This window comes from Pseudomonas sp. AAC, assembly GCF_000725445.1.
Classification (GTDB): Bacteria; Pseudomonadota; Gammaproteobacteria; order Pseudomonadales; family Pseudomonadaceae; genus Pseudomonas; species Pseudomonas citronellolis.
This window is the reverse complement of record NZ_KL647094.1, coordinates 1,282,092-1,307,198: the sequence shown is the minus strand read 5'-3', so window position 1 is coordinate 1,307,198 and position 25,107 is coordinate 1,282,092. Positions and strand designations below refer to the sequence as shown.

Genomic DNA, 25,107 nt, shown 5'->3' with positions numbered 1-25,107 from the left:
GGCATGCGGGTATTCGCCCCAAGGGCATTTGCGCAAGAGCGCAGGGCGCTTCCGCCAACTCGCCCGGATGGCCTGGCTATCGAGGCTTTCGGGAATTTCAATCACCGGCCGGTACAAGGTCTGTATGCTGGAAAACTGCGCCGCGGTAGCGGCATTTGCCGACGATTTGCCGCATAATCGGCGGTTATTCGAGCGCCGCGCAGCGCCGTCGCCGTTGGGCGGTGGAAGATGCCGGCGCGCCACCTTCGATGGCACACTGCCTGGTCATCAGGCCGTGCCCTCAGGCCCATGCGGGCCGAACCCCTTTTGCAGTGCCGGCCCGCGGGCGGGCACATCGATGCCTAACCATGCTGCCGGGGCCGGCAGCCAGATTGAGAAGAGGATTGACCGTGCATAAAGTCGTGATCAGCGGAACCGGTCTCTATACCCCGCCGTTCAGCATCTCCAACGATGAACTGGTGGAGTCCTTCAATGCCTACGTCCGCCAGTACAACGACCAGCACGCCGAAGCCATCGCCAGGGGCGAACTGGAAGCGCTGAGCGAATCCAGCTCGGCGTTCATCGAGAAGGCCTCCGGCATCAAGAGCCGCTTCGTGGTCGATAAGCAAGGCATCCTCGACCCGCAGCGCATGGTCCCGCGCATCCCCGAGCGCAGCAACGACGACTGGGGCATCCTCTGCGAGATGGCCGTGCACGCCGCCAAGGAGGCGTTGCACCGGGCCGGCCGCAGCGCGGCGGACATCGACGGCGTCATCGTCGCCTGCTCCAACCTGCAGCGCGCCTACCCGGCGGTGGCCATCGAGGTCCAGGCCGCCCTCGGCATCCAGGGCTTCGGCTTCGACATGAACGTCGCCTGCTCCTCGGCCACCTTCGGCCTGCAGGCCGCGGCCAACGCCGTGCAGCTGGGCCAGGCCCGCGCCATCCTGATGGTCAACCCGGAAATCTGCACCGGCCACCTGAACTTCCGCGACCGCGACAGCCACTTCATCTTCGGCGACGCGGCCACCGCGGTGATCGTCGAGCGCGCCGACCAGGCCATCGGCAAGCAGCAGTTCGACATCGTCAGCACCAAGCTGCTGACGCAGTTCTCCAACAACATCCGCAACAACTTCGGCTTCCTCAACCGCGCCGCGGAAGAGGGCATCGGCCAGCGCGACAAGCTGTTCGTCCAGGAAGGCCGCAAGGTGTTCAAGGACGTCTGCCCGATGGTCGCCGAGCTGATCGGCGAGCACCTGGCGCAGAACGACATCCCGGTCGGCGACGTCAAGCGCTTCTGGCTGCACCAGGCCAACCTCAACATGAACCTGCTGATCACCCGCAAGCTGCTCGGCCGCGACGCCGAGGCCCACGAGGCGCCGGTGATCCTCGACACCTATGCCAACACCAGCTCGGCCGGCTCGGTGATCGCCCTGCACAAGTACCACGAGGACCTGCCCGCCGGTTCCATCGGCGTGCTCAGCTCCTTCGGCGCCGGCTACTCCATCGGCAGCGTGATCCTGCGCAAGCGCTGACCGGGTGGGCGAAGCCGACGGCGAACTGCTGGCGCGCCTGCGCGCCGGCGAGGACGCGGCCTTCCGCGAGATGGTCGCGGCCTACCAGGGCGCCATGCGCGCCGTGGCCCTGGCCATCGTCGGCAGCCCCCACGCCGACGAGGTGGTGCAGGACGCCTGGCTCGCCGTGGTGCGCCACCTGGACGGCTTCCAGGGGCGCTCCAGCCTCAAGACCTGGCTGCTGACCGTTACCGCCAACACCGCCAAGAGCAAGCTGCGCCAGGTGCGCCGGGAAGTCTCCCTGGACGACCTGCCGGCGCCCCACGGCAGCATCGACGACAGCCGCTTCGCCGCCGACGGCCACTGGAGCGCCGCGCCCCTGGCCTGGCATTCGGACTCGCCCGAGGCCCTGCTGGCCGAGGACGAACTGCGCGAATGCCTGGAAAAGACCCTGCTGAGCCTGTCGGACCTGCAGCGCAGCGTGGTCCTGCTGCGCGAGCGCCAGGGCCTGGAATTGCAGGAGATCTGTAATCTTCTGTCGCTTTCCCTCTCCAATGTCCGGGTGCTGCTGCACCGCGGGCGGCTGAAGCTGTTCGCCACCCTGGAGCATTTCGAGGAGACCGGCCAATGCTGACCTGCAAGGAACTGGTGGCCCTCTCCAGCGACCTGCTGGACAGCCAGCTCGGCCTGCGCGAGAAACTCGCGGTGCGCCGCCACCTGCTGCTGTGCCGCCACTGCCGGCGCTTCATCCGCCAGATGCGCCTGACCCAGGCCAGCGTGCGCCGCCTGCCGGAAGACCGCGCCACCGGCCTGGACCTGCTGGCCGCCCGCCTGGCCGAACTGCGCCGGGACCACTCGCGGCGCTGAGCGCAATTGCGGATGAGATTCGTGCCTCCCTGTAAGCGGGCCCTGCCCGCGAAATCGCGCGCAGGGCGCGCTCCTACAGGGGAATGGCGTGGGTGGGGCAGCGCGGATCTCATCCGCGAACCGCGCCGGATCGTCCGGCTATCGCGGACAAGGTCCGCTCCTACGGGGGGAATACCGTGCTTCCCGGTAACCTGTAGGCGGGCCCTGCCCGCGATTCGCGCGCAGGGCGCGCTCCTACAATGGGAATGGCGCGGGCGGGGCAGCGTAGGAGCGGATCTCATCCGCGATCCGCGCCGAAACCTCCGGCTATCGCGGACAAGGTCCGCTCCTACGGGGGAGAAATACCGTGCCTCCAGGCGCGGGCAGGGGGAATGGCGCAGGTAGCACACCGTAGGATGGGTTGAGCGAAGCGATACCCATCACCGTGACCGCATGGGTATCGCAAGCTCAACCCATCCTACGCAAAGCGCCTCGGCGTTCAGGCCCATTCTCGAGCGGCCTCGTAGAGCCGGGCTGCATCGCGCAGCAACAGTTCGAGGCTGCCCAGGGCGCCGGCGAGGGTGCCCTCGTCCGGGCAGCCCAGGTCCGGCGCGCCGGCCAGCAGGCGCAGGGCGTCGCAGGCGGCGGAGTGACGGGCCTGGGCGGCGTCGAAGAGGTCGAGGGAAGTCGCTTCTTTGGAAATATGTAATGGATGCATGGTTGTGTCCTGACGAAAAGTACCTAGAACTGCCCGTCTGACGCCAATCAGGGAGGGCAGACCGTACAGGTTGGCGTACCGGTCAGAACATCCGGCGCATCCGAAGATGCCCTGCACGGCCTGCCCATGACACAGGTACGACCATGCCGACGCTCGCCCTGAGGCTCGCGTCTGTTCTGATACCGGGACGCCAATCCCGCACCGCTCGGTTGAGCGGCTGGGCAACGGTAAGGGCTGGTCGGCGCAACGTCAATCGATGGACGCCGCGCTTTTTGTAGGAACCATGTCTGCCCGTGATAGCTGTGGTGATGGGTATTGCTGCGCTCACCCCATCCTACGAAAGCCCATCGGCCCGGGCCTGGCTCGCCTGCCATGCCTCCAGCCCACCGGACAGCGCCCAGGCGCGCGGGTAGCCGTGCTTGCGCAGGCGCTCGGCGAGCATGGCCGCGGAGAGTTCGTTGGGGCAGGCGCAATAGATGACCACGTCGGCCTGGCCGAGGCTGTCGGCCAGGCCATCCAGCGGGGTGTCCAGGGTCATCGGGATGGCGCCGGGGATGCCGTCCTCGCCGGCCTCGGCGCGCACGTCGAGGATCAGCGGGGTGTCGCCCTGGTCCAGGCGTTCGCGCAGTTCCTCGACGCTGATCCTGGGAATCCGCGCGGTGCGTCGCAGCAGGCTGTAGCGCTGCCACAGGCGCCAGGCGATGAACAGCGCGAAGGCCGCCAACAACAACAGCAGGCCGCGGGTGGCGTAGTCGTGCAGCCAGCCCAGCAGGCTGTCGACGGTGTCGCTGAAGACGGCGCCCAGCAGCAGCGCCGAGCCCACCCACAGCGCCGAGCCGGCGAAGTCGTAGCCGAGGAAGCGGCGCAGCGGCGTGCCGGTCATGCCGGCCAGGCTGGTGGACAGTGCGCCGGCGCCGGGCAGGAACTTGCTGATCAGCAGCGCGCGCGGGCCGATGCGCAGGTACAGGCTCTGGCTCTGGCGGATGCAGCTGTCGCGCGACAGCGACACCCTGCAGATGCTGCGCAGCAGGAAGCCGCCGTAGCGGCGGCCAGCGAAGTACCAGGCGGTGTCGGCGATCAGGCAGGCCAGGGTGGCCACCGCCAGCGCCTCGCCCAGGGACACCCCGTGCCCCTGCAGCGCCAGGGCGCCGGCGACGATCAGCGCCGGGTAGGCCGGAATCGGCAGGCCCAGCTGCTCCAGCAGCACATTGAGGAAGAGCAGGGCGGGGCCGTAGCGTTCGATCAGCGGTTGCAGTTCTTGCATGGAATGGGCGCGGCGGAGGAGGGGGAGGCGACAGCATACTGCCGCTCGTCCGGTGCGTCAGTCCCCGCTGACAGCCGCTGCTGTCAGCCCATGACCGCGTAGTCGAATTTTTCGGAAAAGTTCAGCTGTAACAAAAAGTTTATATCTATGCAGCCGATCTGAAATAACCCCCCGCCAAGATTCCCCGCAACACAGAAGAGCCGCCAAACGGCTGCGCGAGACCATGGGGGCCGCGCCCTGCATGCCAGGCGCTCAGCGTGTTCAACGCTTAAAACACCATAAGGGGAATCCTGATGATCCGTAAGAACTACGCCGGTTTTGCCATGGGCGGCCTGGCGCAGGCCGTGCTCGGCGCCAGCATTGTCGTACCCGCAGTCGCTCACGCCGACTTCATTTCGGACAGCAAGGCCAACGTTGAACTGCGCAACTTCTACTTCAACCGCGATTTCCGCAGCTCCACCCAGGCGCAGCAGAGCAAGCAGGAAGAGTGGGGCCAGGGCTTCATCCTGAAATTCGAGTCGGGCTACACCGACGGCACCATCGGCGTGGGCGTCGACGGCATCGCCGCGCTGGGCCTGAAGCTGGACTCCAGCGCCGACCGCACCGGCACCGGCCTGCTGCCGAAGACCGCCGACGGCGACGCGCCGGACGACTTCAGCAAGGGCGGCGCCACCCTCAAGCTGCGCTACGAGAAAAACACCCTGAAGATGGGCACCCTGACGCCCAAGCTGCCGGTCGTGGTGACCAACGACAGCCGCCTGCTGCCGCAGCTCTTCGTGGGTAGCGCGGTCAACTCCACCCAGCTCGACGGCCTGAACTTCGACGCCGGCCGCCTGAACCAGACCAACCGCCGTGACTCCTCCAACTACGAGGAAATGACCGTCACCACCGGCGGCAAGAAGAACATCACCGTGCGCAGCGGCAACACCACCAACGAGTTCGACTACGCCGGCGCCACCTACAACTGGACCAAGAACTTCAGCACCGGCTACCACTACGGCCAGTTGGACGACTTCTACAAGCAGCACTACCTGACCCTCGGCTGGACCCTGCCGATCGCCGAAGGCCAGTCGCTGAAGTCCGACGTCCGCTGGGCCAAGTCCACCGACGATGGCGGCAGCAACGTCGACAACAAGGCGTTCAACGCCATGGTCACCTACAACCTGGGTTACCACGCCTTCGGCGTCGGCTACCAGAAGATGAGCGGCGACACCGGCTTTGCCTACATCAACGGTACCGACCCCTACCTGGTGAACTACATCCAGATCCTGGACTTCGCCAACAAGGACGAGAAATCCTGGCAGGCCCGCTACGACTACAACTTCGCCGGCCTCGGCATCCCCGGCCTGACTTTCATGACCCGCTACGTGAAGGGCGACAACGTCGACCTGCTGAACGCCAGCGGCGACGACGGCAAGGAATGGGAACGCGACACCGACATCGCCTACGTCGTCCAGGAAGGCGCGCTCAAGGGCTTCGGCATCAAGTGGCGCAACGCGACCACCCGCAGCGACTTCGCCCGCAACAGCGCCTCTTCCAACAAGGCCGACGAGAACCGCCTGATCCTCAGCTACACCATGCCGCTGTGGTAATGGCGGGCTGAAGCAAGACGTCACTCCTATGGTTTGAGCCCCGCCGCCTGGCGGGGCTTTTTTTCGTCTGCGACAAGTGGTAGCGCCGTCGTAGGATGGGTTGAGCGAAGCGATACCCATCACCATGGCCCGATGGGTTTCGCAAGCTCAACCCATCCTACGAAAAGCACCTCGACGCAGTCGGCTGCGGAAACATCCGCGTGGTTTCCTCCATGGAAGAAAGCGTCAATCCAGGCTGAGCGCTGCCGTCATTGAGGCGTGGCGGGGCTGGCACCTAACCTGCCGGCACTTCCACCGACCAGGATTCGCCAGCATGCAGCGCATACACTTCGAGACCGAGCACAACCTGTTCCGCGACGCCTTCGCCGCCTTCCTCGCCAAGGAAGTGGTGCCGCACCAGGAGGCCTGGGAAGAGGCCGGGGTGGTCGACCGCAGCGTCTGGCTGAAGGCCGGCGAGCTGGGCTTCCTGCTGCCCTGGGCCGACGAGGAATACGGCGGCGCCGGGCTGAAGGACTTCCGCTACGAGCAGATCATGTGCGAGGAGCTGGCGCGCATCAACGAGCCGGGCTTCATGATCCCGCTGCACTCGGCGCTGTGCGGGCCCTACATCGCCGAATACGGCAACGCCGAGCAGAAGGCGCGCTTCCTGCCCGGGATCATCCGCGGCGAGACCATCCTCGCCGTGGCCATGACCGAGCCTTCGGCCGGCTCCGACCTGGCCGGCATGCGCACCACCGCCGTGGACAAGGGCGACCACTACGTCCTCAACGGCTCCAAGGTGTTCATCTCCAACGGCCTGCTGGCCGACCTGGTGATAGTCGCGGCCAAGACCGACCCGAACAACAAGCACGCCATGGGCCTGTTCCTGGTCGAGCGCGGCATGCCCGGCTTCGAGCGCGGGCGCAACCTGAAGAAGCTGGGCATGAAGAGCCAGGACACCGCCGAACTGTTCTTCAACGACGTGAAGGTGCCCAAGGAGAACCTGCTGGGCGACGCCAAGGGCGGCTTCTACTACCTGATGAACATGCTCGCCCAGGAACGCCTGACCAACGCCTGCGGCGCGGTGGCCGGGGCCGAGGCGGCGCTGCAGGCCACCCTCGACTACGTGAAGGAGCGCAAGGCCTTCGACCGGCCCATCGCGCACTTCCAGAACACCCGCTTCAAGCTCGCCGAGATGCGCACCCAGGTGGACGTGGCCCAGGTGTTCACCGACCGTTGCGTGATGGACCACAACCAGAAGAAGCTCAGCCCCGAGGTGGCCGCCGAGGCCAAGCTGTTCACCACCGAACTGCTCGGCAAGGTGGTCGACGAGGGTGTGCAACTGCACGGCGGCTGGGGTTACATGTGGGAATACCCGATCTGCCGGATGTACGCCAACGCGCGCATCCAGCGCATCTTCGCCGGCACCTCGGAGATCATGAAGGAGATCATCAGCCGCGGCATGAAGCTCTGAGGCGCGGCTGCTTCACTGGGCCCCCGCGAACGCGGGGGCGCGGAAAACCAGACCCAGGAGTTCCCATGAAAGGCCCGCTCGCCTCGCTGAAAGTCCTCGACTTCTCCACCCTGCTGCCGGGGCCCTTCGCCTCGCTGTTGCTGGCCGACATGGGCGCCCAGGTGCTGCGGGTGGAATCGCCCACGCGCATGGACCTGGTGCGCGTGCTGCCGCCCCACGACGACGGCGTCTCGGCCAGCCACGCCTACCTCAACCGCAACAAGCGCAGCATCGCCCTGGACCTGAAGCGGCCCGAGGCGGTAGAGGTGGTGAAGCAACTGGTGCGCGAGTACGACATCGTCCTGGAGCAGTTCCGCCCCGGCGTCATGGACAAGCTGGGCGTCGGCTACGAGGCGCTCAAGGCGATCAACCCGAGGCTGATCTACGTCTCCATCACCGGCTACGGCCAGACCGGGCCCTACCGCGACCGCGCCGGGCACGACATCAACTACCTGGCCCTGGCCGGCGTGGCCAGCTACACCGGACGCAAGGACACTGGCCCGCTGCCCCTGGGCGTGCAACTGGCGGATATCGCCGGCGGCTCGCTGCACGGGGTGATGGGCCTGCTCGCTGCAGTCATTCATCGGCAGCAGACCGGCGAAGGCCAGCAGGTGGACATCAGCATGACCGACTGCGCCTTCAGCCTGAACGGCATGGCTGGCGCCGGCTACCTGGCCTGCGGCGTGGAGCCGGGCATGGAGGCCCAGGCGCTGAATGGCGGCAGTTTCTACGACTACTACCGCACCCGTGATGGCCGCTGGTTCTCGGTCGGCAGCCTGGAGCCGCAGTTCATGCAGCAGTTCTGCGCCGCCATCGGCCGCCCCGAGCTGGCCGCGCGTGGCCTGTCGCCCAAGGCCGAGGACCAGCGACTGCTCAAGCGCGAGATCGCCATCGAGTTCGAGAAGCGCGATTTCGCCGACTGGTGCGAACGCTTCGCCGCCGTGGACGCCTGCGTGGAGCCCATGCTGCCGTTGTCCGAGGCGGTGGAGCACCCGCAGATCCAGGCTCGCGGCCTGGTCACCGAGGTGCCCCGCGGCGATGGCCGCAGCCAGCGGCAGATGGCCTGTCCGATCCGCTTCTCCGCCGGCCTGCCGGCACCGAAACACATAGGCGTGGCGGCGGGCGCGCACAGCGCCGAGGTCCTGGCCGAACTGGGCTACAGCGACGAGCAGGTGGCGGCGCTTAAGGCCGCGGGCGCGGTGGGCTGAGGCTACTCGCGGACCACTTCCCCGGTGAACACCAGGGTGGTGCGGCAGCGCCGGCAGTAGTAGCGGCGGCCCTGGGCCACCAGGTTGTGGCGCTGGGCGGAGAAGGGGAAGTCGGGGTTCTCCTCGCAGCGGCAGCGGTAGATGTAGCGCGTGGCGCGGCGCCGCTTGATCTCGTAGGTGTGGCAGCGGTCCGGCGGCAGGCCGTAGACGCCGCGCATGATCAGTTGCCACTCCTCGCCATGGGGGCGGATGCGCGGGCCGAACATCTGGTGCGCGATCAGGTGCGCGACCTCGTGGGCCACGGTCTGCTTGAGGAAGTGCTCGCGGTTCTCGCGGTAGAGCTGGGGGTTGAAGCGCAGCAGGTTCTCGTCCAGGTGCGCCACCCCGGCCTTCTGCCCGCGCAGGCGGAAGCTCACTTCCGGGCGCGGGAAGCGGCGCTGGAAGAAGCTTTCCGCCAACTGGTAGCAGGCTTCGACACGGGCGTTGAGCTGTTCGGGCATACAGTGTTTTCTCCGACGGCTGCCGATTATGCCGCAGGCGCCGGCGTTGTGCAGGCCGCTCGTCTGCCGTGCAGGTTCGGGCAAGCGGCGGGGAGTTTCAGGCAAGGAAGAGCAGGTGTTGTAGGAGCGAGCTTGCTCGCGAACGGAGTTTCCCTGTTATTCCTGTTTGGCTTGGCACACCGCTCCCTCTCCCTAACCCTCTCCCTGAAGGGAGAGGGGACCGTTCGGTGAGGTTGGGTGTTTCGGCGTCAGTTGGAGGCGAAGGTTCAGCTTGAAACCATGCCCATCAGCCGGTACGGACAAGCTCCCTCTCCCTTCAGGGAGAGGGCTGGGGAGAGGGTTGCGGACTTCGACAACGCTCTGTGGCCAAGCCAGAAACCAAACCCCAAAAAACGAAAACCGGGCCCCCAGGGCCCGGTCTGCATTCGCTAGTCAAGCCTCAGGTATATTCCGGCCCCACCCCGCTCCCCCAGAGGATCACCGACAGCGCGATCATCGCCACCAGCACCACCAGGCCCACCGCCAGCACCGAGCTGGAGAACAGGAAGCCTTCGTCCTTGGGAATGTTCATGAAGGTCGGGATGCCGACGTACAGCAGGTAGACCGTGTAGCAGATCGCCGCGGTGCCTATGACCATGCCCAGCCACAGGTGCGGGTAGAGCGCGGCCACGCCGCCGATGAACAGCGGGGTTGCCGTATAGGCGGCGAACACGATGCATTGGGTCATGCTCGGAGTGGCGTCGTAGGTGCGCGCCATCCAGTGGATGAAGGCGCCCATGACGGCGACGCCGGCGAGCATCGCCACGTAGGTGAGCACGGTGAGCTGGATCGCGCTCGCCGGTGTCAACTTGACCGGCCCTGCGCTGCCCAGCACCCAACCCACCTGGGTGGTGCCAATGTAGGCGCAGATGACCGGGATGGCAGCCAATATCAGCACATGGGTCAGGTACATGTGGCTGATGCTTTCTTCTTCGCCGCGGATTTCCTGCCATTCCTGATCGGGATGGGTGAAGAGCCCCCACACATGATGGATCATCTCGGCAACCTCCTCGTTATTATGCAGGCCGCCTCCCAGCGCCGCGCCGGGGACGCATGGCCAGCGCCTTCCGGTGCCCGTCAGACTCGTGCGACCTTGTGTCGCAGTATAGGAAAGCCCCGAAGGCCGCGTCCTGCCTGGGGTTAGAGCAAATCGGAGCTTCATGGTCGGCTGTAATAGCGCTCGAGAATTTCCATCGCCTTGTTTATCGACTGCAGGCGCGTGGTACTGCCGCCGCGGTCCGGGTGGTGCTGGCTGACCAGTTGGCGGTAGCGCAGCTTGATCAGCGCGTAGTCCACCGGGCCGTCTTCCAGCTCGAACAGGGCCAGCGCGGCGGCCTTCTCGCCGTCGCCCTGCATGCGCGTCCAGAAGCTTTCCAGCAGCTTTTCCACGTCGCGTTCGGTGGTGTCGCGCAGGTTGCTTTCGTCCAGGTAGTAGTCGCGCAGCGGGTCGCTCTCCACCAGGCCCGGCGCGCCGGGTTGCCAGGGCAGCAGGCGGATCTGCAGCGGGCCGATCTGCAGGAAGCCGGCCTCTTCGGCGCAAAGCTCATCGCGCAGGCGGTAGAGGGCGTTGAACACCAGGAAGTGGGTGCGGAACAGCACCAGCTTGTCCAGCAGCGGCAGGTGCGGGACATGGGTGGAATGCCGCGCCTTCAGCTGCTGGATCAACTGATATTCGGAAAGGCCTTCAGGGGCCTCGCGCAGCAGTTCGAGCAACTGCCCGGCGAGGTCGAGGCGGGCGTCGAGGTCGGGAGTCATGGGCATGAGCCTAGCATCAGGCTACCGATGAAGGCGGGGTGCGCGTAAAATAACCAGCTTTTCGTCTTCCCCCCGGATTCCACAGCACCATGGCCAGCACCCTTTCGGTCAACCAGAACAAACTGCAGAAACGCCTGCGCCGCCAGGTTGGCGAGGCCATCGCCGACTTCAACATGATCGAGGACGGCGACAAGGTCATGGTCTGCCTGTCCGGCGGCAAGTTATAGCCAAAAAAATATTTGTAAAGCCTTTAAACCTGTAGACACTGCCTGTAAGTCCCGCCTTCCGCCGCTCTTCCTTCTCTCTCGTTTGACAGAACTCATTTGTAGGCTAGTTTGTAACTAAACCAGTTATTGGACTAGATTTTTTGTCAGCCATGAGAGTCAAACGATACCAATTCAATTCGTTGCCCTTCGTGTCGATAGTGGACGAAGCGGATTGCCCTATTGATCCGTATGTTTCCTGCTACCTCAATGGTGCTTTGTCTGCTAAATCGGCCAATACGAGATTTAGGTACGCAAATGAACTGCTGTTCGTGCTGCAGTACTTTTCGGAAAAAAATATTGACCTACCCGCACGAGTTGCATCGGGAATTTTTATATCCCAGATGGAGTACATGCAGTTCTATGACAGATGCTGCTTAAGTAAGGGTTCTGGTGATGAAGGTATAAATATAAGGTTTCTAGATATAAATGATAAACACCTAAGGAACATCATTGTTGCCAATCAGAAAGGGATGACAAAGGTCGCTAGCGAAACCTTGCAAGGTCGCATCAGACGACTTCGACAATTTCTTTTGTGGCTGTTCGATGAGTTTCACGAAGTGCAAGATGCTGACGAAAAAACAAAAAATAAATTTAATAGGCTTATTTCAAAAATTAGGTTAGATGAAGATGCCCTTGGCAAGAATGGAGGGCAACATGTCGGCGATCCTGAGGACTCGGTGATCCCGGATGAAGTTTTCGTAAGATTTTTAGAGATGGTGATGCCATCATCTCCTAATAATCCCTTTAAAGCATCCAGGGTTAGGAATTACTTGATCGTCAATTTGCTAGTCCAAAGCGGCATCAGAAGAGGTGCGCTGGCAAAATTGAAGATTTCAGACTGTCTATTCCATGGCACTAACGATCAGCTAGCTATTTATCGATCTGCAAATGATCCAACAGATCCGCGCTCTGAAAAACCCAATCAAAAGACAAAAGCACACTTCGCCTCGGTTGATCCAGGTTTTTTGGAGAAGGTTAAGTTCTATGTTGACAACGTTCGTATTGTCTTTCCTCGTGCGCAATTCCATGACTTCGTGTTTGTCAGCGAAAATGACTCGAAAGGCACTGCGGGTCAGCCTCTTTCTTTAAAGGCAATAAATGCAATATTTCAAAAGCTCTCTAGATCGCTGGGCTTTCATGTCCATCCTCATATGTTGCGCCACAAATGGAATGAAATTTTTGATAAGAAAGGGGAGTCGCTTGGGGTCAATCCGGCTTTGCTTGAGGATGCTAGAAAATATGCCATGGGCTGGTCGCAAAATACGACTCAGAACAGGCGATATAATGAAAAGCGAATTGCGCTGAAGACGAGAGAGATATCAATGGCGCATCAAAAAAGAGTGGATCAGCAAAAATGACTCGCGAGAAGAGGCGGGAAGTTTTTAAGTCTCTGACTAATGAAGGCTCATGGATTACGGCCAAATCTGGCCTGATGGTAAATACCTCGGACGATGTATGGATATTACTGCCGAATAATGGAAAAGGAAAACGGTTGTGCGTTGACTGGGTTCATTCGTCTAACATGCCAGATGATGATAAAAAATTAATTCTGAGTGTATTTGTGGACTACGTGCGAACCAAGGCTGCGAGTACGGCGTCAGGTATCGTTTGCAATGTAAAGCCATTTATGTTGAATGGCATTCCCTCGTTAGCCAGAGTTAAATCTATATGGAGTGGGCTGCAGACAAACAATAAGAAGGGGCTCAATCAGTTCTTTGGAGCGCTCTCTAGGCAAGGTGATACGCGGTATGAAGAATATCACAAGTATACACGGGCGCATTTGGATAAGGGTAAAGACAATACCCTTGATCCTTCCATTGGGGCATTAAGTGATATTGAGTTTGATTCGTTAGCCAGGCAGATCAATAAAAATATACAAGAGTTCGATTGGGACGCCCCTCGTGATCATTTGTTTTTCCAATCGCCGAGGCTATATGCGCGGCTGAGAAGGTTAGTCACTAACAAGCTGTTGCTCTCCATTGTGAGGCGACCAATTCAAATCGCGCTATTGAAATGGTCTGATCTGATCCCTGCAGGTGCAAGTTTTCGAGACGCAGGAATTCTTCCTGTGGACGAAATCGGCACGTTAGGGGGGCAAACATTGCAGCTTCGAGTGTTCATCGCTAAGTCTAAGGGGGCACAATTCTCAAGGGAGCGTCCCGAGCGCTATCCAATCCATCTTTCCGAATATATCTCAAAGATTCTCATAGACTATAAGCGAGTTGTCTTGGAAGGGCTCGTACTGTTGATGGACTCGGCGGAGATTCAAGTGGATCAATCTGAGCTCTTGAGTCTCATGAATGATATGCCCATGTTTCCAGAAATTAGCTTTTTTGAAGTGCGATTTGACTCTTTGGATTTTTTCAAAAGTATGTTTACGCCTAAGTCTACTGCCTACCACATATCGGAGAGTGCAGTTGCACAGGCCATGAGATGGGTTCCGGTTACCTCTGATCGAACTCTCGAGTGTATGGCTACTTCCAACAGAATTCGTCACACCGTATTAACTCGCGGCGCTCAAAATGGTTTGCCCGCCGTTCAATTGGCCAAGATAACAGGTGTCACCGTGCCGGCTGCAAGGCATTACATAGATTTGGATTATGTATCTAGGAGAGAGATTGACTCAAAGTTTATCGGAAATGAGTTTCTAAAGAAGGCTTTTAGCCATACCTTAACTGTCGTTCCGGAAGGCGATGAGGTCATTGTCGACAATAAGTTCAACCCTGTTGGTGGGGCACTCAACAAGCATTCCTGCGCGACCTGTTCAACTATTTTAGGGAGACCATTGGGGTGTTATGGGTGCCCAAACTTTCGTCCGATACTAGAAGCTGATCACAGGTCGGTATTGGCTGATGCAGAGGGCAAGCTTGCTGCAAATCGCAACTCCTTAGTCAATCCTCTTTACGCTCGCAGTATTGAAAAATTGGAGAGACAGATTGTTTGGGTGAGGCAAACAATAATGGTTTGCGATGAAGAACTCGCAAGGCGGCGCACAATCGATGCTTAACAAATACCTTGGCCGATTGGAACGGCTCATCAGCGAATATCGCGAAGCCAAGCTAGCGCAATTTGAAGGGCATGGCGGCAAGAAAGCGGAGTTTGATGATTTGGTCTGGTATCATATTGATCCCAATACTGGCCGCCGAACCCGATTCTTGTGCGGTGTACATGGCCGCAAGGGCAAAGGAAACGCCGGCAACTACCCCATAGACGCCCTTCCTTACCCCTATGACCACCTGATAAAAATATGGATCATAGAAACAACTAATACACCACTTTCCGCCAAAGAAAAACAAGCTCGGACGTCGGTAGCTAGGAAGATGTTGTCACTCATAGATGGTGATCTCTATGAGCAATCAGAGTCCACAGTCACCAGCCTTAATTTGGGGGCGCGTTCAGCTGACCGCTTGCGGCCGTTTCTCGCGTTCTGCGCTGAAAAGGGGGTAATGCGAAAGGTCAACCTGAAGGGCAGCGACAACAGAGACAGGACGGGACATGCCGCGTTTGACAATACGCTGGAGAAACTTCCAGATACCCAAACAGTACTTGCGCTAGCCGACATCTTCTCTAGTGTGTTTGAGTATGTGGATGAACATGGCTCGCTGAGCCCTGGTAAAGAGATAAAAATCCATGATGCCTTAGTGGTGACTTCTGCACTACTGTCGCTGGCATCGCCCAATCGAATTTCTGCGGAAATACCAGTTCTGCCTAAACAAAAACTGCATTGTTACTCTGAAAGTAATGGAGAGCCAGTTTATTATCTCGACTGGATTGGAAGTAAAGGCTACGGGAACCACAAAAATCACGTACTTGCGGTGCTCGCTGAGCCGATAAAGAAAGCCCTAAACTTCTTCTACAAGGCATGCGAGCCGGCAAGAATTCTCTGTCGATTCTACGAGAATCCGGGCAAAAGCTTGAAAGCGTTGCTCAGTGGGTTCGAAATGGAACCAGAGCTAGAGAGAAATTTAAATTTAACCAAACGGCCTAATCTTTTCACATTGGGCTATGCTTTAGGGTTTTATGGGGTTAATGATTGCGTTCCGGTCCTTAAGGAAGGAGCTGATCTGACTTCCATCCATCAAAGTCAAAGAGGTCGTTTTTTCGAAAAAAAACCGATTTACTCGTTGCGGTCTCAAGATCAGTTGTCCGTGTCGCAAACGAGAAGTGCAGCTTTAGCAGGATTACCCCACTTGTTCGGGTACGCCAATATGCCAAAAGTTTTTTCCGATAAGTCTGTCGTTTCGGTTGAAGAAGTGCAGGAGTGGTGGATTGCTTTCTATAGGACATCAATTTTGCCGGAATTCCCACTCTCATTTTCAACCGGAGAATCAAGTATCAAACTTAAGGATGCCATGTTCTGCTTCTTGGGGAGTTGGCTTTATGGTGCGCCCGAGAGTGTCGGAAGTGGTGGGAAAGTTTTTCAAAAGACAAACTATGCGGTGGTGCCATTAGCGTCGCTAGGCGCCTCGGTTCTTACTCGACTGGTCGGCCAGGGGCGCTACACGACATCGATTTTTCAGGATTACGGATTTTCGTCAGAGTTAATTCTTCGACCGCATAGTCTGCGGCACTTATCTAACACCCTTGCTGATTTAAGTAGCATTCCAGTTGAAATTATCACTGCTTGGTCTGGCAGAAAGAATCCCGAGCAAACCCTTACTTATATTCATACGACTCACGACGAGAAAGCCAGTCGTGTGAGTGCGATATTGAATCCGCCAGATATCGACAGGCGGGATATTCGAGTCGTTTCGCAAGATCAACTTACACAAACCACCAACCTGCCGGCATCTGTCACCTCCACCGGTCTTTGTACTCAAAATCTTAATGTAACGCCTTGCAATTATTTGAACGATTTCGTCTCGCAGTGCTTCATGTGTCCGGAGACTTGTCACATAGCAGGCGATGTGAAGACAATCGAGTTTTTTGAGAAGGATTTATCGTTTCAAACTTTGAGATTAGAATCGGTAGCGTGTGATCCACGCTTACCAAACTCCCAGGCAATGAGGCAGTGGTATCTAATTCACTCGCGAAATACCCATATTCTATCCATGCTGAATGATTTGATGAAAAGTAAGCCTGTCGGAACGATGATTCGTTACTCAGATAAAAATTCTGAGTTCAGTTTGACCGATCTAAATACCAAGATCATTACAAAGGTCGCGTGTGCCCTACCGGATTTTGAGGCTCGCCTGAAGGGTATTATTGAAGATAAGACTGCCAGAACAGCATCTGATGCTAATCCCGAGTTGCGCTCTCTTTTATCCTCTTTCGGTCTGTCTGAAGGCGAGGTGTGATGTGGTAGTCCCAAAAATATCAGCTCAGCAGCAGCGTAAGATAGAGATAATGTTGGCTAAATGGGTAGGTAAGCTGACGTGGGATGCTCTGGTGACTAAGGTTGAACTTGAGCTTGGCATAAAAACAACTAGGCAAACCCTCTGCACTTATGTGGGTATCAACACGTCTTATAAGAACAAAAAAGCTCAACTTCGTGGCGCAACGCCTTCCCTTGTCACAAAGATAACTGCTTCTGAAATAAAGCTTGTAGAGCAAATAGAGAACTTGAAGGCTGAGGTTGCGGTACTCAGAAAGAATAATGCAGAGCAACTCCGTATGATTGAGAGGATGCTTTTGAACGCCAATGCCATTCCCAACCTGGATCTCTATGCCTTGGTTAAGAAAAGGCCGGAAGAGATACACAATAGCTAAAATTTCGCATACCGCCTCGACTATGACGTGTTGGGCACACGCGTGGTTTGCTATCCGAGGGGGGTATCCGGGAGAGAAGTCCTGCTTTCGCCCGGATATGATCATCACGCTTTAATTGCGCCTTCGCTGACCAGGCGAGCCGTTTGTGGGTCATACGCTACACCGGTAATCGATCCATCCCGAATACGCTCAACTGCTTCATCAATCACATGCAGTGGTACTAGGAACCATTCCCTCGGCTTGACCGGATTGCCGAAGCGGTCTTCGATGGTCAAGTCCAACTGCGCTGCGCCGAACAGGCGGTGGAAGATGTTCTCCAGCCTGGTGCGATTCAGGTTGTGCAGCTTGTAAGTAGCGACCACTTCCACATCTGCCAGTAGGTAGGTGGCATCTTTGTTCGCCCCAGCGATGCGGGTTTCCACCTTGCCGCCGGTCACTCCGATCTTGTGGATCAGCTCGCGGTGCTCGGCTACGAATGGGTGGCTGGACTGGCTGCGCAGCACATAGATAGTGCCAGTCTCGATGTCGTCCGGCTCGGTTATGTCGCTGAACAGCGGGCCGGAATCTACCTTGATAAGCCGAGATCCGGCACGCCCGTCACTGTCTTTGTAGAGCGCCCGCTGCAAGGATCGTAATAGCAGATCGCTTTCCGTCTCATTTGAGTAGATTACGCGCAAGCGCCCATTCATCTCCGCATTCGGCGTCTTGTAGGTATCGCCCACCTCGGCGACATAGGCAATGAGTCCGCTCAAAATGAAGAAGTCCCCGGCCTCGATGCTCGCGTTCTTGCCAAAGGGCTTGGTTACCCACAATTTCTTCTTGAGGCCCGATTCCACCTCATCAAACAGTGGCTTGAACTTCTCGAAGTCTTTACATGGGTTTCGAGCGGCAATTTCTTCTGCCGCCTTGATTGCCGCGCTGGAACGCACATGTCGCAGCACTGTGATATCGTCCTGGTCGACGGACTCACTGCCTATGCCCAGCTCGGCGAGCAAGGCGTCCTCATCCAGGTCATCCACATTTACAGCGGCGACCGCACTGCCTGACAGTAGGCCTTGACTATCCAGGCCGGCCAGTAGGGTTTGTGCCTCCGGCAGCTTGCGCAGCTGATCCAGGCGTACGGCATACAAGCGCTCGAAGATGTCGCGGTCTTCGCCATGCAGTGGGGCGCGGCGGTGGGTCTGGTAGAAGCGCTGAATGTCCTCGAAGCCAGCGATGATGCGTTCTTCGCGAGGGGTTCGAGTGGTTGTCGTGAGCGTGGGGACTTCTACCCCCAACGCATCCAGCAGGTCGTCATCGTTCATATCAGCCATTGGCGGATTCCCCCTGTGCCGCTTTGGCCTGGGCGCGGTAGCGTGCCAACGCAGCTACACCTTCGGCCATGCGCTTTTCCCAGGCATCAGCAGAGTTTATGTCGGGCAGGCGGCCACGCTCGTTCTTGAACTGCAGAGCACGTTTTGCCAGTTCTCGTGCTTCGTCTTCGGGAATGCTCACCTTCTTGGCAGCAATGCTTGCCTGCACCTGGCGAAGGGATTTTTCATCCATCGCCTTCCCCAGTACCGCATAGGCGGCATCGAAGGGGTTGATGCGGTCGATCAGATCAATGTCCAGCTCGCGCACGTTAACGAACTTGCGCACGCCATCCAGCAGTGCGGTACTGCCTTGCACGTTATCGCTACCGTTTGCATCTGCCTGCGCCAAAGCCAGTTTGGCCTGTTGGGTAATGTTCATGGCCGCGATGGCGTGTTGGCGGATGGCTTCCTGGTCGACGTCGCTCAAGTCGGGATAACGCTCGCGCACGATCTTGCCCATGCGCAGCTGGGTCAGCTCCTCAGGCAAGGTATTTTCCTTATCGAATAGACCGCGCTCCAGCACGGTTTTGTCCTGCAGGAAGCTGGTTACAACTTCGTTCAAATCTTCCTTGCAGATGCGCGTGGCTTCTGTACTTTGCGGTGTGGTCAGGCCATTGATCTCGACATGGAACTGGCCCGTGGTCTCATTCACACCCAGATTGGTGCCACCCGTTTGATACCCCTCCGGCCCATAATTGAAGCCTTCTTTCGGCCCGGTATCTTTCGGGGTGAACTCATAACGTGGGGCCAGCACCTGCTCCATCAGCAGGCTGGCGGAAATGGCCTTGAGCATATCGTTCACCGCTTCGGCTACAGCAGCTTGATCAGCTGGCCCAGTCTGGGTTTTCATTCAGCAGCTCGACGTACAGCTTGTTCAAACGGCTCGTGGCGCGCACGTCGATGGGGTTGTCCTTGATCTCCTTGATGGTGGAGATGCCGGCCAGCGGCAGCAGGAAACCGAAATGGTTGGGAAGGTCTGGATAGTCGCAGGTGATGGTTTCACCCGTGATCAGCTCTTCGGCCTCCAGCGTTTGCCCGTCGGTGACGAGGATGAACTTGGCTTTGGCTTTTGTGGTGGCCGAGCTGGTGCGCAGCGCCTTGAGCGTTTCGCCCACGGTGCCGGGCTCGCAGGCGGCGATATGAATGTTATTGCGCAATAGTACGCCGCCGGGTATGTCCGAGGCGTTGTTGTTGCCAGCGCGCAGACGTTTGATTTCCGCGTCCTTTCTGCCAAATGCAGCTAGGAAGGTGAACGGAAACTCCGCTGCATCAAAGGGCTCAAGAGCCAGGTCCGAAATGGCGGACTCAATTTCTACTGCATTCATGGTTTACCACTATCCAGATCGCGAATGCGCGACAGCGGCGATATTAGCCGCTAAATTTTTGGTGATGGCTACATCCCGGCGGGTACCTGCCGTTCTGTCAGTTGGCCGCCTGCATCGGCAACTCAGCACTGCTCAGCAGCATTGACGTATGCCTAATACTATCGGCAGCGGCAGCCGAGCGCTCTGAGCCAGTGACCGGGGAAATCAACCACTACACGATGCCGGGGATGATAAAGGAAGGCGCTTCTGTAATGCGAAAAAGCCGCAGACCTCCAAGTATTGTCTGCAGTAGCAGGGGGGCATCCGAGAGCGAAATTAGGCTCGGATCTGGTCAGGCCTTCTTGGACACCGCTCTCGATCAGATGCAGAGCTACAGCTCTGACAACTGAGGCATAAGGCAGGATGGATCGCAGGCAAGCTCGCTTGCGATCCGATACAGCTTCTCGACGGTGATGTTTACTTCACCACGCTCGATACGCCCCATATAGCTACGGTCGATACTGCAGGCCAGCGCTAACGCATCCTGAGAAATCCCACAGGCCTTTCTCTGCGTCCGGATGCGTTCCCCTAACGCTTTCGCCAACTTCTCCATGACCGTCTCAATTCCACTTGAGGCGGCACTATCGTGTGTTTGCGGATGCAGGGGCCACGGATTATAATCCGCATTTCTGCTGCGTTAACTCTTCTGGTGCCTCAATGAAATCGGCCTCGTTTATCTTCGACAGGCGTCTGTATGAGCTGCTTCAGGAGGAAGGGCGTGCAAGGTTCACGACGCGTGAATTGCGTGACGCCTATGCTGCTCGCCTGAAGGGCACACAGTTCCGTATCGCCGATGTGCGCCACTACGTGTATGAACAGATCCGCAGAATGCTGCGCATGGGCTGGGTTGTGCTCGATGAAGAGCGCCGTTCGCGGGGACAGGTCTACCACCTGCTGCCGATTCCGGCACATCTGCAACTGGAGCTGATCGACAACGGGTTCGAGAACAGCCTTAAGACCGCTTGTGAGTCAGAGCAGGAGCCGTCAGCGTTCGATAATGCGGCGGCACCGCAACCATCAGCCGATGTGGATCAGCACCTCGAGGCGCTCCTCAAGGAAATCAGGCTGGACTTCCTCGCATCGATGGGCGAGGCGGAGCGATACAAGCTGCTCCTCGATGATATGCCGCATCTCCGGGATAAGGTCGAAGGCGAGTACCTGGAAGCTAGAGACCGAAGCTCGCGCCTGCTGGGCCATCTTCGCGCCATCGAGAAGACACTCAAGACGCTTGCCTCCGCACGATGACCACACTGCTTCGAGACTGGCAACGCCGCTGCCTCGACACGGCACTAGAGCACTTCACTACCACGCCGCACTTCTTCTGCCAGGCAACGCCGGGCGCCGGCAAGACGCGCATGGCGGCAGAGCTGGCCAACAGACTGCTTGAGCAGGACAGAATCGATCTGGTGCTCTGCTTCGCTCCGTCCTGTCAGGTTGTCGAGGGCTTTCGCTCGTCCTTTGCTGCGGTGCTCGGCAGACGCTTGGATGGTCAACTCGGCGCAGTTGGGGCAGCGTTCACCTATCAAGCCATGGAATACCGAGATGAGGCGTTCTGGCGACTCCTCGATGACTACCGTGTATTCGCGGTTTTTGACGAGATCCACCACTGCGCCGGCCACGATGTACTCCTGAGCAACGCCTGGGGCCAACAGATTCTTCAGCGGATACAGGACAGGGCCACCTTCACCCTGGCCCTCTCCGGCACCCCATGGCGTTCGGACGACCGGGCCATTGCCCTGGCCCGCTACTCGACGCCCGAGGGGTACCTGATCTGCGACTACCGCTACGGATTGAAAGAGGCCATTGCTGATGGTGTGTGCCGCTCCCCTCGCATTGTCCTGCTCGACAACCAGAAGGTGAAACTTACCGAGGAGCTGGACACTGAGAGCACTGTCAGGATGTTTCCCAGCATTGCCAAACTATTGGGGGAGTCCCCTGTCACCTACGAAGAGCTGTTGCGTCATGACGAGGTGATTGATCAGTTACTCGGTCTCGGGTGCAGCAAGCTGGATGAGCTTCGCCTGATCAAGCCTGATGCGGCAGGCTTGGTGGTTGCCACCGACATCGAGCACGCCCAGCAAATTGCCTTGGCCCTGGAAACCCTGGGTGAAGGTTGCCGCATCGTGACCAACAAAACCCCGGCTGCGCAGCAGGTTATCAATGCGTTCAGACACAGCGCCTGCCGTTGGATTATCGCAGTTGGAATGATCAGCGAAGGCACGGACATTCCTCGACTCCAGGTGTGCTGCTATCTCAGTCGCATCCGCACTGAGCTGCATTATCGACAAGTGCTTGGGCGAGTGCTTCGGCGCACAGGCGAGCTCGATAATCAGGCGTGGCTATTCATGTTAGCGGAGCCGACACTGCAGTGCTTGGCAGAGAGAATTGCAGATGATCTACCGGATGACCTGGCAGTGCTGAACGAGGTAGAGATGCCAGCCTCCACTTCAGGTTCAATATCTGGCTGGATTGGGGCTGCTGGCAATATCGATGTCCTGGATGACAGTAATGGAAGTGGCATTGCGCAGGTAATTGGGGCAGGTGCTACATGCGCCTTATCCCTGGGGGGCTCTGCCGCTGAGCCAAACCATCTGGTCAGCTTTTCCAAGCACTACCGGCAACAGTTGCTGGCTTGCTTTTGATGCTTGTATGGAGGACTGAATTCAAGCGTCGGCAGACGTGGTTGACTGAATCAGGAGATAGCCGCATTGACCCTTCCTCACGAAAGAACCCGCAGCGTCATCAAGACCGAAGCGTTCCTGCGAGAGCTCTCTCGCGACTCTGAACTGCCCCAGGATATCCGCAGCTATGCGAAAAGCCTGCTTAGGCACTATCCGTCGGCCGACCAGATCCTCTCGTTGGGGCGCCTTGAAGAGTGCCTGGTGAGCGATGCACCAGATGATGAATATCGACGGCGGGTGATCGCTTTCCATCAGCCGCTGTTCAGCTCGTCATTGGACTTCACGCGATAGAAATGAGAGCTGCAATGTCCAGCACTTATTTTGCTCTGTCGGTATCCACCCGCATTGCGCAACGGGTCAAGCGCTTACCCAAAGGGCAACCCTTCTGCATCAGCCGCTTTGCGGAGCTTGGAGCGCGTGGCGCCATATCCAAGGCAGTAGCTCGGCTGGTCAGCCAAGGTGAACTTGAACGGGTGCATCGAGGAATTTACATGCGCCCGAAATCCAGTCGATACGTTGCACGGGTTCGCCCAAATGTATGGGAAGTAGTGAGCTTGATCGCTAGGCAGAACCGCCATGTTCTACAGATTCATGGCGCTCATGCGGTCAGGTTGTTTGGACTGAGCACCCAGATGCCGCTCATTCCGATCTATTACACCAGCGGACCCAGCCGATCATTTTTTATAGGGAAGGGTGAGGTCCGGCTGGTACATGCGGCACCAATGGTCATGCAGCGTGCCGGGACCGAGGTAGGGACGGCTATCAGCGCACTATTTTATCTCGGTAAAGACGGCTCGACCCCGGAATGCATTGCCGCGATCAAGAAGGTGCTCAGGCCTGAAGACCTAACCACATTAATGGCCTGCAAAATGCCGAAATGGATGCGCATGGCGTTGGAGCAGTCAGCGCGCATACACACCGTCAACACGCTTGCTCCTTAACGCTCTGTCAGGCAGGTTTCCGTTGCTGGCCGAGTCCGACCAAGCGACATCGACGGCATCCCTTCACCCCTTGACCAAACGAAGATGGGCACCTGATTTCCCGCCAGAATCGGATGGGGTAGCGCTCTGCCCCTTCAACACGTTCAACATCAATCCGAACGTCAATTCATTGATCTCCTCAGGACTGATTGCCAGTTCTCCCGCGACGCCAGCTTTCCCAACCCCATCTGCACGTAGCGCGGCGAAAATCTTCTCCAAGATCACTGACCGCTCATGAGCAATAGATTCCGGCTCTTCGGTGCGATAGCCCTCTTGAGCAATCTGAATACACAGCGTGCGGTAAGTCCACTCCGTGGAAAGCCCCAGGCTATGAAGCCGGTAATTTAAGGCTGCCACAGAAACGGACCAGAGCTTCTTGTATTTGATGAGGCTTTTGATAGTGATCGAACGTGGAGCCATTGCTAGAACGCTTGCACGTGGCATTAGAAAAGCCGACGCAAAGGCATTCGCCTCACGCTCTAAATCAGGTCCTTGTGGGTGGGCATGCTGGTGCATAACCAAATGTCCTAATTCATGAGCTGCGTCAAAGCGGCAACGCTCGGCCGACTTGAAGGTATTCAAGAACATAAAGGGACGGCCGCCACTCCACATCGAGAACGCGTCGACCTCCTTTGCATCAATTGCAAGTGAGTAGACACGAACGCCTTTCGACTCAAGAAGCGCAATCATGTTCTTAACCGGCTGCTCACCTAAACCCCAGTGTGCCCTCAGCATCTCCGCAGCGGCCTCTGGCGCTTGGGCACTGCTTGATAGTTCCAGCTTATCGAGCGCCTCAAAATTCGTCAGTGCAGCGCGTTCGGACCCCAGGTCCGGAAGATCCGGCTCTGGCAAATCGAAACGTTGCTCGATCCAGTCATTCAGCAGGAGCGCAATCGCGCCTGCACCGAGAGCTGAATCCCTAAGGCCAGCAGTCATCTTTGAGAGCGACCGGAAACTGGCAACATCCGGCGTTGGCACCTCAGGATCATCACCAAAGAAAAACGCTTCGGGGAACCGAAGCGTTTTAGCGATTTTTGCCAGGGTCCCAGGCTCAGGCTCCTGCGTGCCACTCTCGTAGCCGGAGACCGATCGCTCCGTTACTCCTATATGAGTGGCAAGCTCACGCTTTTTCATACCTCGCCGGCGACGGGCGAGCGCAAATCGTTGTGGATTAAACATGATCTATCACGAGCTTTTACGGCGAATTTCGATGTCGATATCCGGACCGCCTGGGGGGGTAACCTCAAAGAAATCATCATCAAGAGCAAGGGTGCCAAGCATGATGCGTTCAGACCAGAAATTGATCTTGCCGCCTTTACCCATTCCAGATGGACGTGAGAGCTCGATGCGGATTTCCTTCTTCACCTTGTCGGTGTGGTGGAGCAGGATCCAGGTCTCATGAGGGCCTGATTCAGGCAGCTCCTCCGGATCGGGCAGCAAGTCAGCAAACATGTCGAACTGGCAATTCCGCTCAACAGCATCAACTGTATTTTTACCCTTCCTGGATCGGCTGCTCGGCATCCCCAGCAGATTTCCAACATAGCTATCCCCCGATGCGACCGCAATCGCGAGATTGAGCGCCGAGTGAACGGTAAGCGGGTAGTTCGACTGTTCATGCGCGACCCACCCTAGTGGGCGCAGCTGATCACGCACCGCTCCTACCAACCAGCCCCACATTTCAAGGCCGGGAAAAATGCTGGGATGGTTAGGAGTCAGGCGAACCCGCTGTAGGTGAGCTTGATTGATAGCCTCACGCAGTGGCTCGCGCTCCAGACTCAACTGTTCAAGACGGGCGGCGATTTCATCCTGATCACTGAATACCTGGCAAGCCTGCATCTGAGGACTCCTAAC

At 58.2% G+C, this 25,107-nt stretch carries 23 protein-coding genes and 3 pseudogenes; 15 read left to right on the top strand and 11 right to left on the bottom strand.

The window, feature by feature from the left end:
• Positions 1–389: 389 nt before the first annotated feature.
• The 3 genes from FG99_RS05605 (at position 390) to FG99_RS05595 (ending at position 2,357) form a co-directional block, all read left to right on the top strand.
• Positions 390–1,511 carry a beta-ketoacyl-ACP synthase III gene (locus tag FG99_RS05605; protein ID WP_043268010.1) on the top strand — a complete coding sequence of 374 codons (1,122 nt, stop codon included), beginning with the start codon at positions 390–392 and terminating at the stop codon, positions 1,509–1,511.
• A gap of 70 nt (positions 1,512–1,581) precedes the next feature.
• The gene (locus tag FG99_RS05600) at positions 1,582–2,124 is read left to right on the top strand and encodes an RNA polymerase sigma factor (protein WP_232244912.1); all 543 of its coding nucleotides are present in this window, start codon (positions 1,582–1,584) and stop codon (positions 2,122–2,124) included.
• Entirely contained in the window at positions 2,118–2,357 is a 240-nt protein-coding gene (locus tag FG99_RS05595; RefSeq protein ID WP_009618502.1) for an anti-sigma factor family protein, read from the top strand. Before FG99_RS05600 ends, FG99_RS05595 begins: the two co-directional genes overlap by 7 nt.
• A gap of 478 nt (positions 2,358–2,835) precedes the next feature.
• Here the strand turns inward: FG99_RS05595 and FG99_RS05590 are convergent, their stop codons facing one another.
• Both FG99_RS05590 and FG99_RS05585 read right to left on the bottom strand, forming a co-directional pair.
• On the bottom strand, positions 2,836–3,054 hold the full coding sequence (locus tag FG99_RS05590) for a hypothetical protein (protein ID WP_043267812.1): 219 nt from the start codon (positions 3,052–3,054) through the stop codon (positions 2,836–2,838).
• Positions 3,055–3,388: 334 nt separating this feature from the next.
• On the bottom strand, positions 3,389–4,318 hold the full coding sequence (locus FG99_RS05585) for a DedA family protein/thiosulfate sulfurtransferase GlpE (RefSeq protein ID WP_043267808.1): 930 nt from the start codon (positions 4,316–4,318) through the stop codon (positions 3,389–3,391).
• A 293-nt stretch (positions 4,319–4,611) separates the two neighbouring features.
• Here FG99_RS05585 and FG99_RS05580 point away from each other — a divergent pair, with 293 nt between their 5' ends.
• The 3 genes from FG99_RS05580 to FG99_RS05570 all read left to right on the top strand — a co-directional run bounded on the left by FG99_RS05580 (position 4,612) and on the right by FG99_RS05570 (position 8,610).
• A complete protein-coding gene (locus FG99_RS05580; protein ID WP_081884566.1) occupies positions 4,612–5,910 on the top strand; it encodes an OprD family porin in 1,299 nt (432 codons plus the stop codon).
• Positions 5,911–6,223: 313 nt separating this feature from the next.
• Positions 6,224–7,363 (top strand): acyl-CoA dehydrogenase family protein, encoded by a 1,140-nt coding sequence (locus tag FG99_RS05575; RefSeq protein WP_043267805.1) that lies wholly within the window; start codon positions 6,224–6,226, stop codon positions 7,361–7,363.
• A gap of 65 nt (positions 7,364–7,428) precedes the next feature.
• Positions 7,429–8,610: a CaiB/BaiF CoA transferase family protein gene (locus FG99_RS05570; RefSeq protein ID WP_043267803.1), complete on the top strand. Its 1,182-nt coding sequence runs from the start codon at positions 7,429–7,431 to the stop codon at positions 8,608–8,610.
• A 2-nt stretch (positions 8,611–8,612) separates the two neighbouring features.
• Here the strand turns inward: FG99_RS05570 and FG99_RS05565 are convergent, their stop codons facing one another.
• The 3 genes from FG99_RS05565 to FG99_RS05555 form a co-directional block, all read right to left on the bottom strand.
• Positions 8,613–9,110, bottom strand: a complete 498-nt coding sequence (locus tag FG99_RS05565; protein WP_043267801.1) for a SprT family zinc-dependent metalloprotease — start codon at positions 9,108–9,110, stop codon at positions 8,613–8,615.
• A 439-nt stretch (positions 9,111–9,549) separates the two neighbouring features.
• Positions 9,550–10,146, bottom strand: a complete 597-nt coding sequence (locus tag FG99_RS05560; RefSeq protein WP_009618488.1) for a Yip1 family protein — start codon at positions 10,144–10,146, stop codon at positions 9,550–9,552.
• Positions 10,147–10,307: 161 nt separating this feature from the next.
• Entirely contained in the window at positions 10,308–10,904 is a 597-nt protein-coding gene (locus FG99_RS05555; protein WP_043268005.1) for a DNA-J related domain-containing protein, read from the bottom strand.
• Positions 10,905–10,993: 89 nt separating this feature from the next.
• On the opposite strand from FG99_RS05555, the pseudogene FG99_RS32450 reads away from it, so the two are divergent.
• From FG99_RS32450 to FG99_RS31085, 5 genes and pseudogenes are all read left to right on the top strand, one after another.
• A pseudogene (locus tag FG99_RS32450) lies at positions 10,994–11,125 on the top strand (tRNA 2-thiocytidine(32) synthetase TtcA); the annotation flags it as partial.
• A 395-nt stretch (positions 11,126–11,520) separates the two neighbouring features.
• Positions 11,521–12,528 carry a site-specific integrase gene (locus FG99_RS05550; protein ID WP_256204831.1) on the top strand — a complete coding sequence of 336 codons (1,008 nt, stop codon included), beginning with the start codon at positions 11,521–11,523 and terminating at the stop codon, positions 12,526–12,528.
• Complete coding sequence (locus FG99_RS05545) at positions 12,525–14,177, top strand: hypothetical protein (RefSeq protein WP_042939406.1); 1,653 nt, start codon at positions 12,525–12,527, stop codon at positions 14,175–14,177. Before FG99_RS05550 ends, FG99_RS05545 begins: the two co-directional genes overlap by 4 nt.
• A complete protein-coding gene (locus tag FG99_RS05540) occupies positions 14,140–16,467 on the top strand; it encodes a hypothetical protein (RefSeq protein ID WP_042939407.1) in 2,328 nt (775 codons plus the stop codon). Before FG99_RS05545 ends, FG99_RS05540 begins: the two co-directional genes overlap by 38 nt.
• 49 nt (positions 16,468–16,516) lie before the next feature.
• The gene (locus tag FG99_RS31085; RefSeq protein ID WP_079390465.1) at positions 16,517–16,879 is read left to right on the top strand and encodes a hypothetical protein; all 363 of its coding nucleotides are present in this window, start codon (positions 16,517–16,519) and stop codon (positions 16,877–16,879) included.
• A gap of 104 nt (positions 16,880–16,983) precedes the next feature.
• On the opposite strand, the gene FG99_RS05535 is transcribed toward FG99_RS31085, so the two are convergent.
• From FG99_RS05535 to FG99_RS05520, 4 genes and pseudogenes are all read right to left on the bottom strand, one after another.
• Positions 16,984–18,192 (bottom strand): GIY-YIG nuclease family protein, encoded by a 1,209-nt coding sequence (locus FG99_RS05535; RefSeq protein ID WP_042939408.1) that lies wholly within the window; start codon positions 18,190–18,192, stop codon positions 16,984–16,986.
• Positions 18,185–19,060: pseudogene (locus FG99_RS05530) on the bottom strand (DEAD/DEAH box helicase); the annotation flags it as partial. The gene FG99_RS05535 and the pseudogene FG99_RS05530, both read right to left, overlap by 8 nt.
• Position 19,061: 1 nt before the next feature.
• Positions 19,062–19,556 (bottom strand): annotated as a pseudogene (locus FG99_RS05525) (type IIL restriction-modification enzyme MmeI); the annotation flags it as partial.
• 370 nt (positions 19,557–19,926) lie between these two features.
• Positions 19,927–20,148: a helix-turn-helix domain-containing protein gene (locus FG99_RS05520; RefSeq protein ID WP_023083092.1), complete on the bottom strand. Its 222-nt coding sequence runs from the start codon at positions 20,146–20,148 to the stop codon at positions 19,927–19,929.
• A 104-nt stretch (positions 20,149–20,252) separates the two neighbouring features.
• On the opposite strand from FG99_RS05520, the gene FG99_RS05515 reads away from it, so the two are divergent.
• The 4 genes from FG99_RS05515 to FG99_RS31075 all read left to right on the top strand — a co-directional run bounded on the left by FG99_RS05515 (position 20,253) and on the right by FG99_RS31075 (position 23,217).
• The gene (locus FG99_RS05515; RefSeq protein ID WP_043267793.1) at positions 20,253–20,840 is read left to right on the top strand and encodes a hypothetical protein; all 588 of its coding nucleotides are present in this window, start codon (positions 20,253–20,255) and stop codon (positions 20,838–20,840) included.
• Positions 20,837–22,237 (top strand): DEAD/DEAH box helicase, encoded by a 1,401-nt coding sequence (locus tag FG99_RS05510; protein ID WP_042939413.1) that lies wholly within the window; start codon positions 20,837–20,839, stop codon positions 22,235–22,237. Before FG99_RS05515 ends, FG99_RS05510 begins: the two co-directional genes overlap by 4 nt.
• 66 nt (positions 22,238–22,303) lie before the next feature.
• Entirely contained in the window at positions 22,304–22,567 is a 264-nt protein-coding gene (locus FG99_RS31080) for a BPSL0761 family protein (RefSeq protein WP_070878380.1), read from the top strand.
• 14 nt (positions 22,568–22,581) lie between these two features.
• The gene (locus tag FG99_RS31075) at positions 22,582–23,217 is read left to right on the top strand and encodes a DUF6088 family protein (protein WP_070878382.1); all 636 of its coding nucleotides are present in this window, start codon (positions 22,582–22,584) and stop codon (positions 23,215–23,217) included.
• 63 nt (positions 23,218–23,280) lie between these two features.
• On the opposite strand, the gene FG99_RS05495 is transcribed toward FG99_RS31075, so the two are convergent.
• Together FG99_RS05495 and FG99_RS05490 are read right to left on the bottom strand one after the other, a co-directional pair.
• On the bottom strand, positions 23,281–24,435 hold the full coding sequence (locus FG99_RS05495; RefSeq protein ID WP_042939420.1) for a helix-turn-helix domain-containing protein: 1,155 nt from the start codon (positions 24,433–24,435) through the stop codon (positions 23,281–23,283).
• Between the two features lie 6 nt (positions 24,436–24,441).
• On the bottom strand, positions 24,442–25,092 hold the full coding sequence (locus tag FG99_RS05490; protein ID WP_042939422.1) for a hypothetical protein: 651 nt from the start codon (positions 25,090–25,092) through the stop codon (positions 24,442–24,444).
• Positions 25,093–25,107 lie beyond the last annotated feature (15 nt).

Coding starts and splice junctions, on each gene's coding strand:
- FG99_RS05600 (WP_232244912.1), top strand. CDS start 1,582: ATGGTCGCGGCCTACCAGGGCGCCATGCGCGCCGTGGCCCTGGCCATC.
- FG99_RS05595 (WP_009618502.1), top strand. CDS start 2,118: ATGCTGACCTGCAAGGAACTGGTGGCCCTCTCCAGCGACCTGCTGGAC.
- FG99_RS05590 (WP_043267812.1), bottom strand. CDS start 3,054: ATGCATCCATTACATATTTCCAAAGAAGCGACTTCCCTCGACCTCTTC.
- FG99_RS05585 (WP_043267808.1), bottom strand. CDS start 4,318: ATGCAAGAACTGCAACCGCTGATCGAACGCTACGGCCCCGCCCTGCTC.
- FG99_RS05580 (WP_081884566.1), top strand. CDS start 4,612: ATGATCCGTAAGAACTACGCCGGTTTTGCCATGGGCGGCCTGGCGCAG.
- FG99_RS05575 (WP_043267805.1), top strand. CDS start 6,224: ATGCAGCGCATACACTTCGAGACCGAGCACAACCTGTTCCGCGACGCC.
- FG99_RS05570 (WP_043267803.1), top strand. CDS start 7,429: ATGAAAGGCCCGCTCGCCTCGCTGAAAGTCCTCGACTTCTCCACCCTG.
- FG99_RS05565 (WP_043267801.1), bottom strand. CDS start 9,110: ATGCCCGAACAGCTCAACGCCCGTGTCGAAGCCTGCTACCAGTTGGCG.
- FG99_RS05560 (WP_009618488.1), bottom strand. CDS start 10,146: ATGATCCATCATGTGTGGGGGCTCTTCACCCATCCCGATCAGGAATGG.
- FG99_RS05555 (WP_043268005.1), bottom strand. CDS start 10,904: ATGACTCCCGACCTCGACGCCCGCCTCGACCTCGCCGGGCAGTTGCTC.
- FG99_RS05550 (WP_256204831.1), top strand. CDS start 11,521: ATGCAGTTCTATGACAGATGCTGCTTAAGTAAGGGTTCTGGTGATGAA.
- FG99_RS05545 (WP_042939406.1), top strand. CDS start 12,525: ATGACTCGCGAGAAGAGGCGGGAAGTTTTTAAGTCTCTGACTAATGAA.
- FG99_RS05540 (WP_042939407.1), top strand. CDS start 14,140: ATGAAGAACTCGCAAGGCGGCGCACAATCGATGCTTAACAAATACCTT.
- FG99_RS31085 (WP_079390465.1), top strand. CDS start 16,517: ATGTTGGCTAAATGGGTAGGTAAGCTGACGTGGGATGCTCTGGTGACT.
- FG99_RS05535 (WP_042939408.1), bottom strand. CDS start 18,192: ATGGCTGATATGAACGATGACGACCTGCTGGATGCGTTGGGGGTAGAA.
- FG99_RS05520 (WP_023083092.1), bottom strand. CDS start 20,148: ATGGAGAAGTTGGCGAAAGCGTTAGGGGAACGCATCCGGACGCAGAGA.
- FG99_RS05515 (WP_043267793.1), top strand. CDS start 20,253: ATGAAATCGGCCTCGTTTATCTTCGACAGGCGTCTGTATGAGCTGCTT.
- FG99_RS05510 (WP_042939413.1), top strand. CDS start 20,837: ATGACCACACTGCTTCGAGACTGGCAACGCCGCTGCCTCGACACGGCA.
- FG99_RS31075 (WP_070878382.1), top strand. CDS start 22,582: ATGTCCAGCACTTATTTTGCTCTGTCGGTATCCACCCGCATTGCGCAA.
- FG99_RS05495 (WP_042939420.1), bottom strand. CDS start 24,435: ATGTTTAATCCACAACGATTTGCGCTCGCCCGTCGCCGGCGAGGTATG.
- FG99_RS05490 (WP_042939422.1), bottom strand. CDS start 25,092: ATGCAGGCTTGCCAGGTATTCAGTGATCAGGATGAAATCGCCGCCCGT.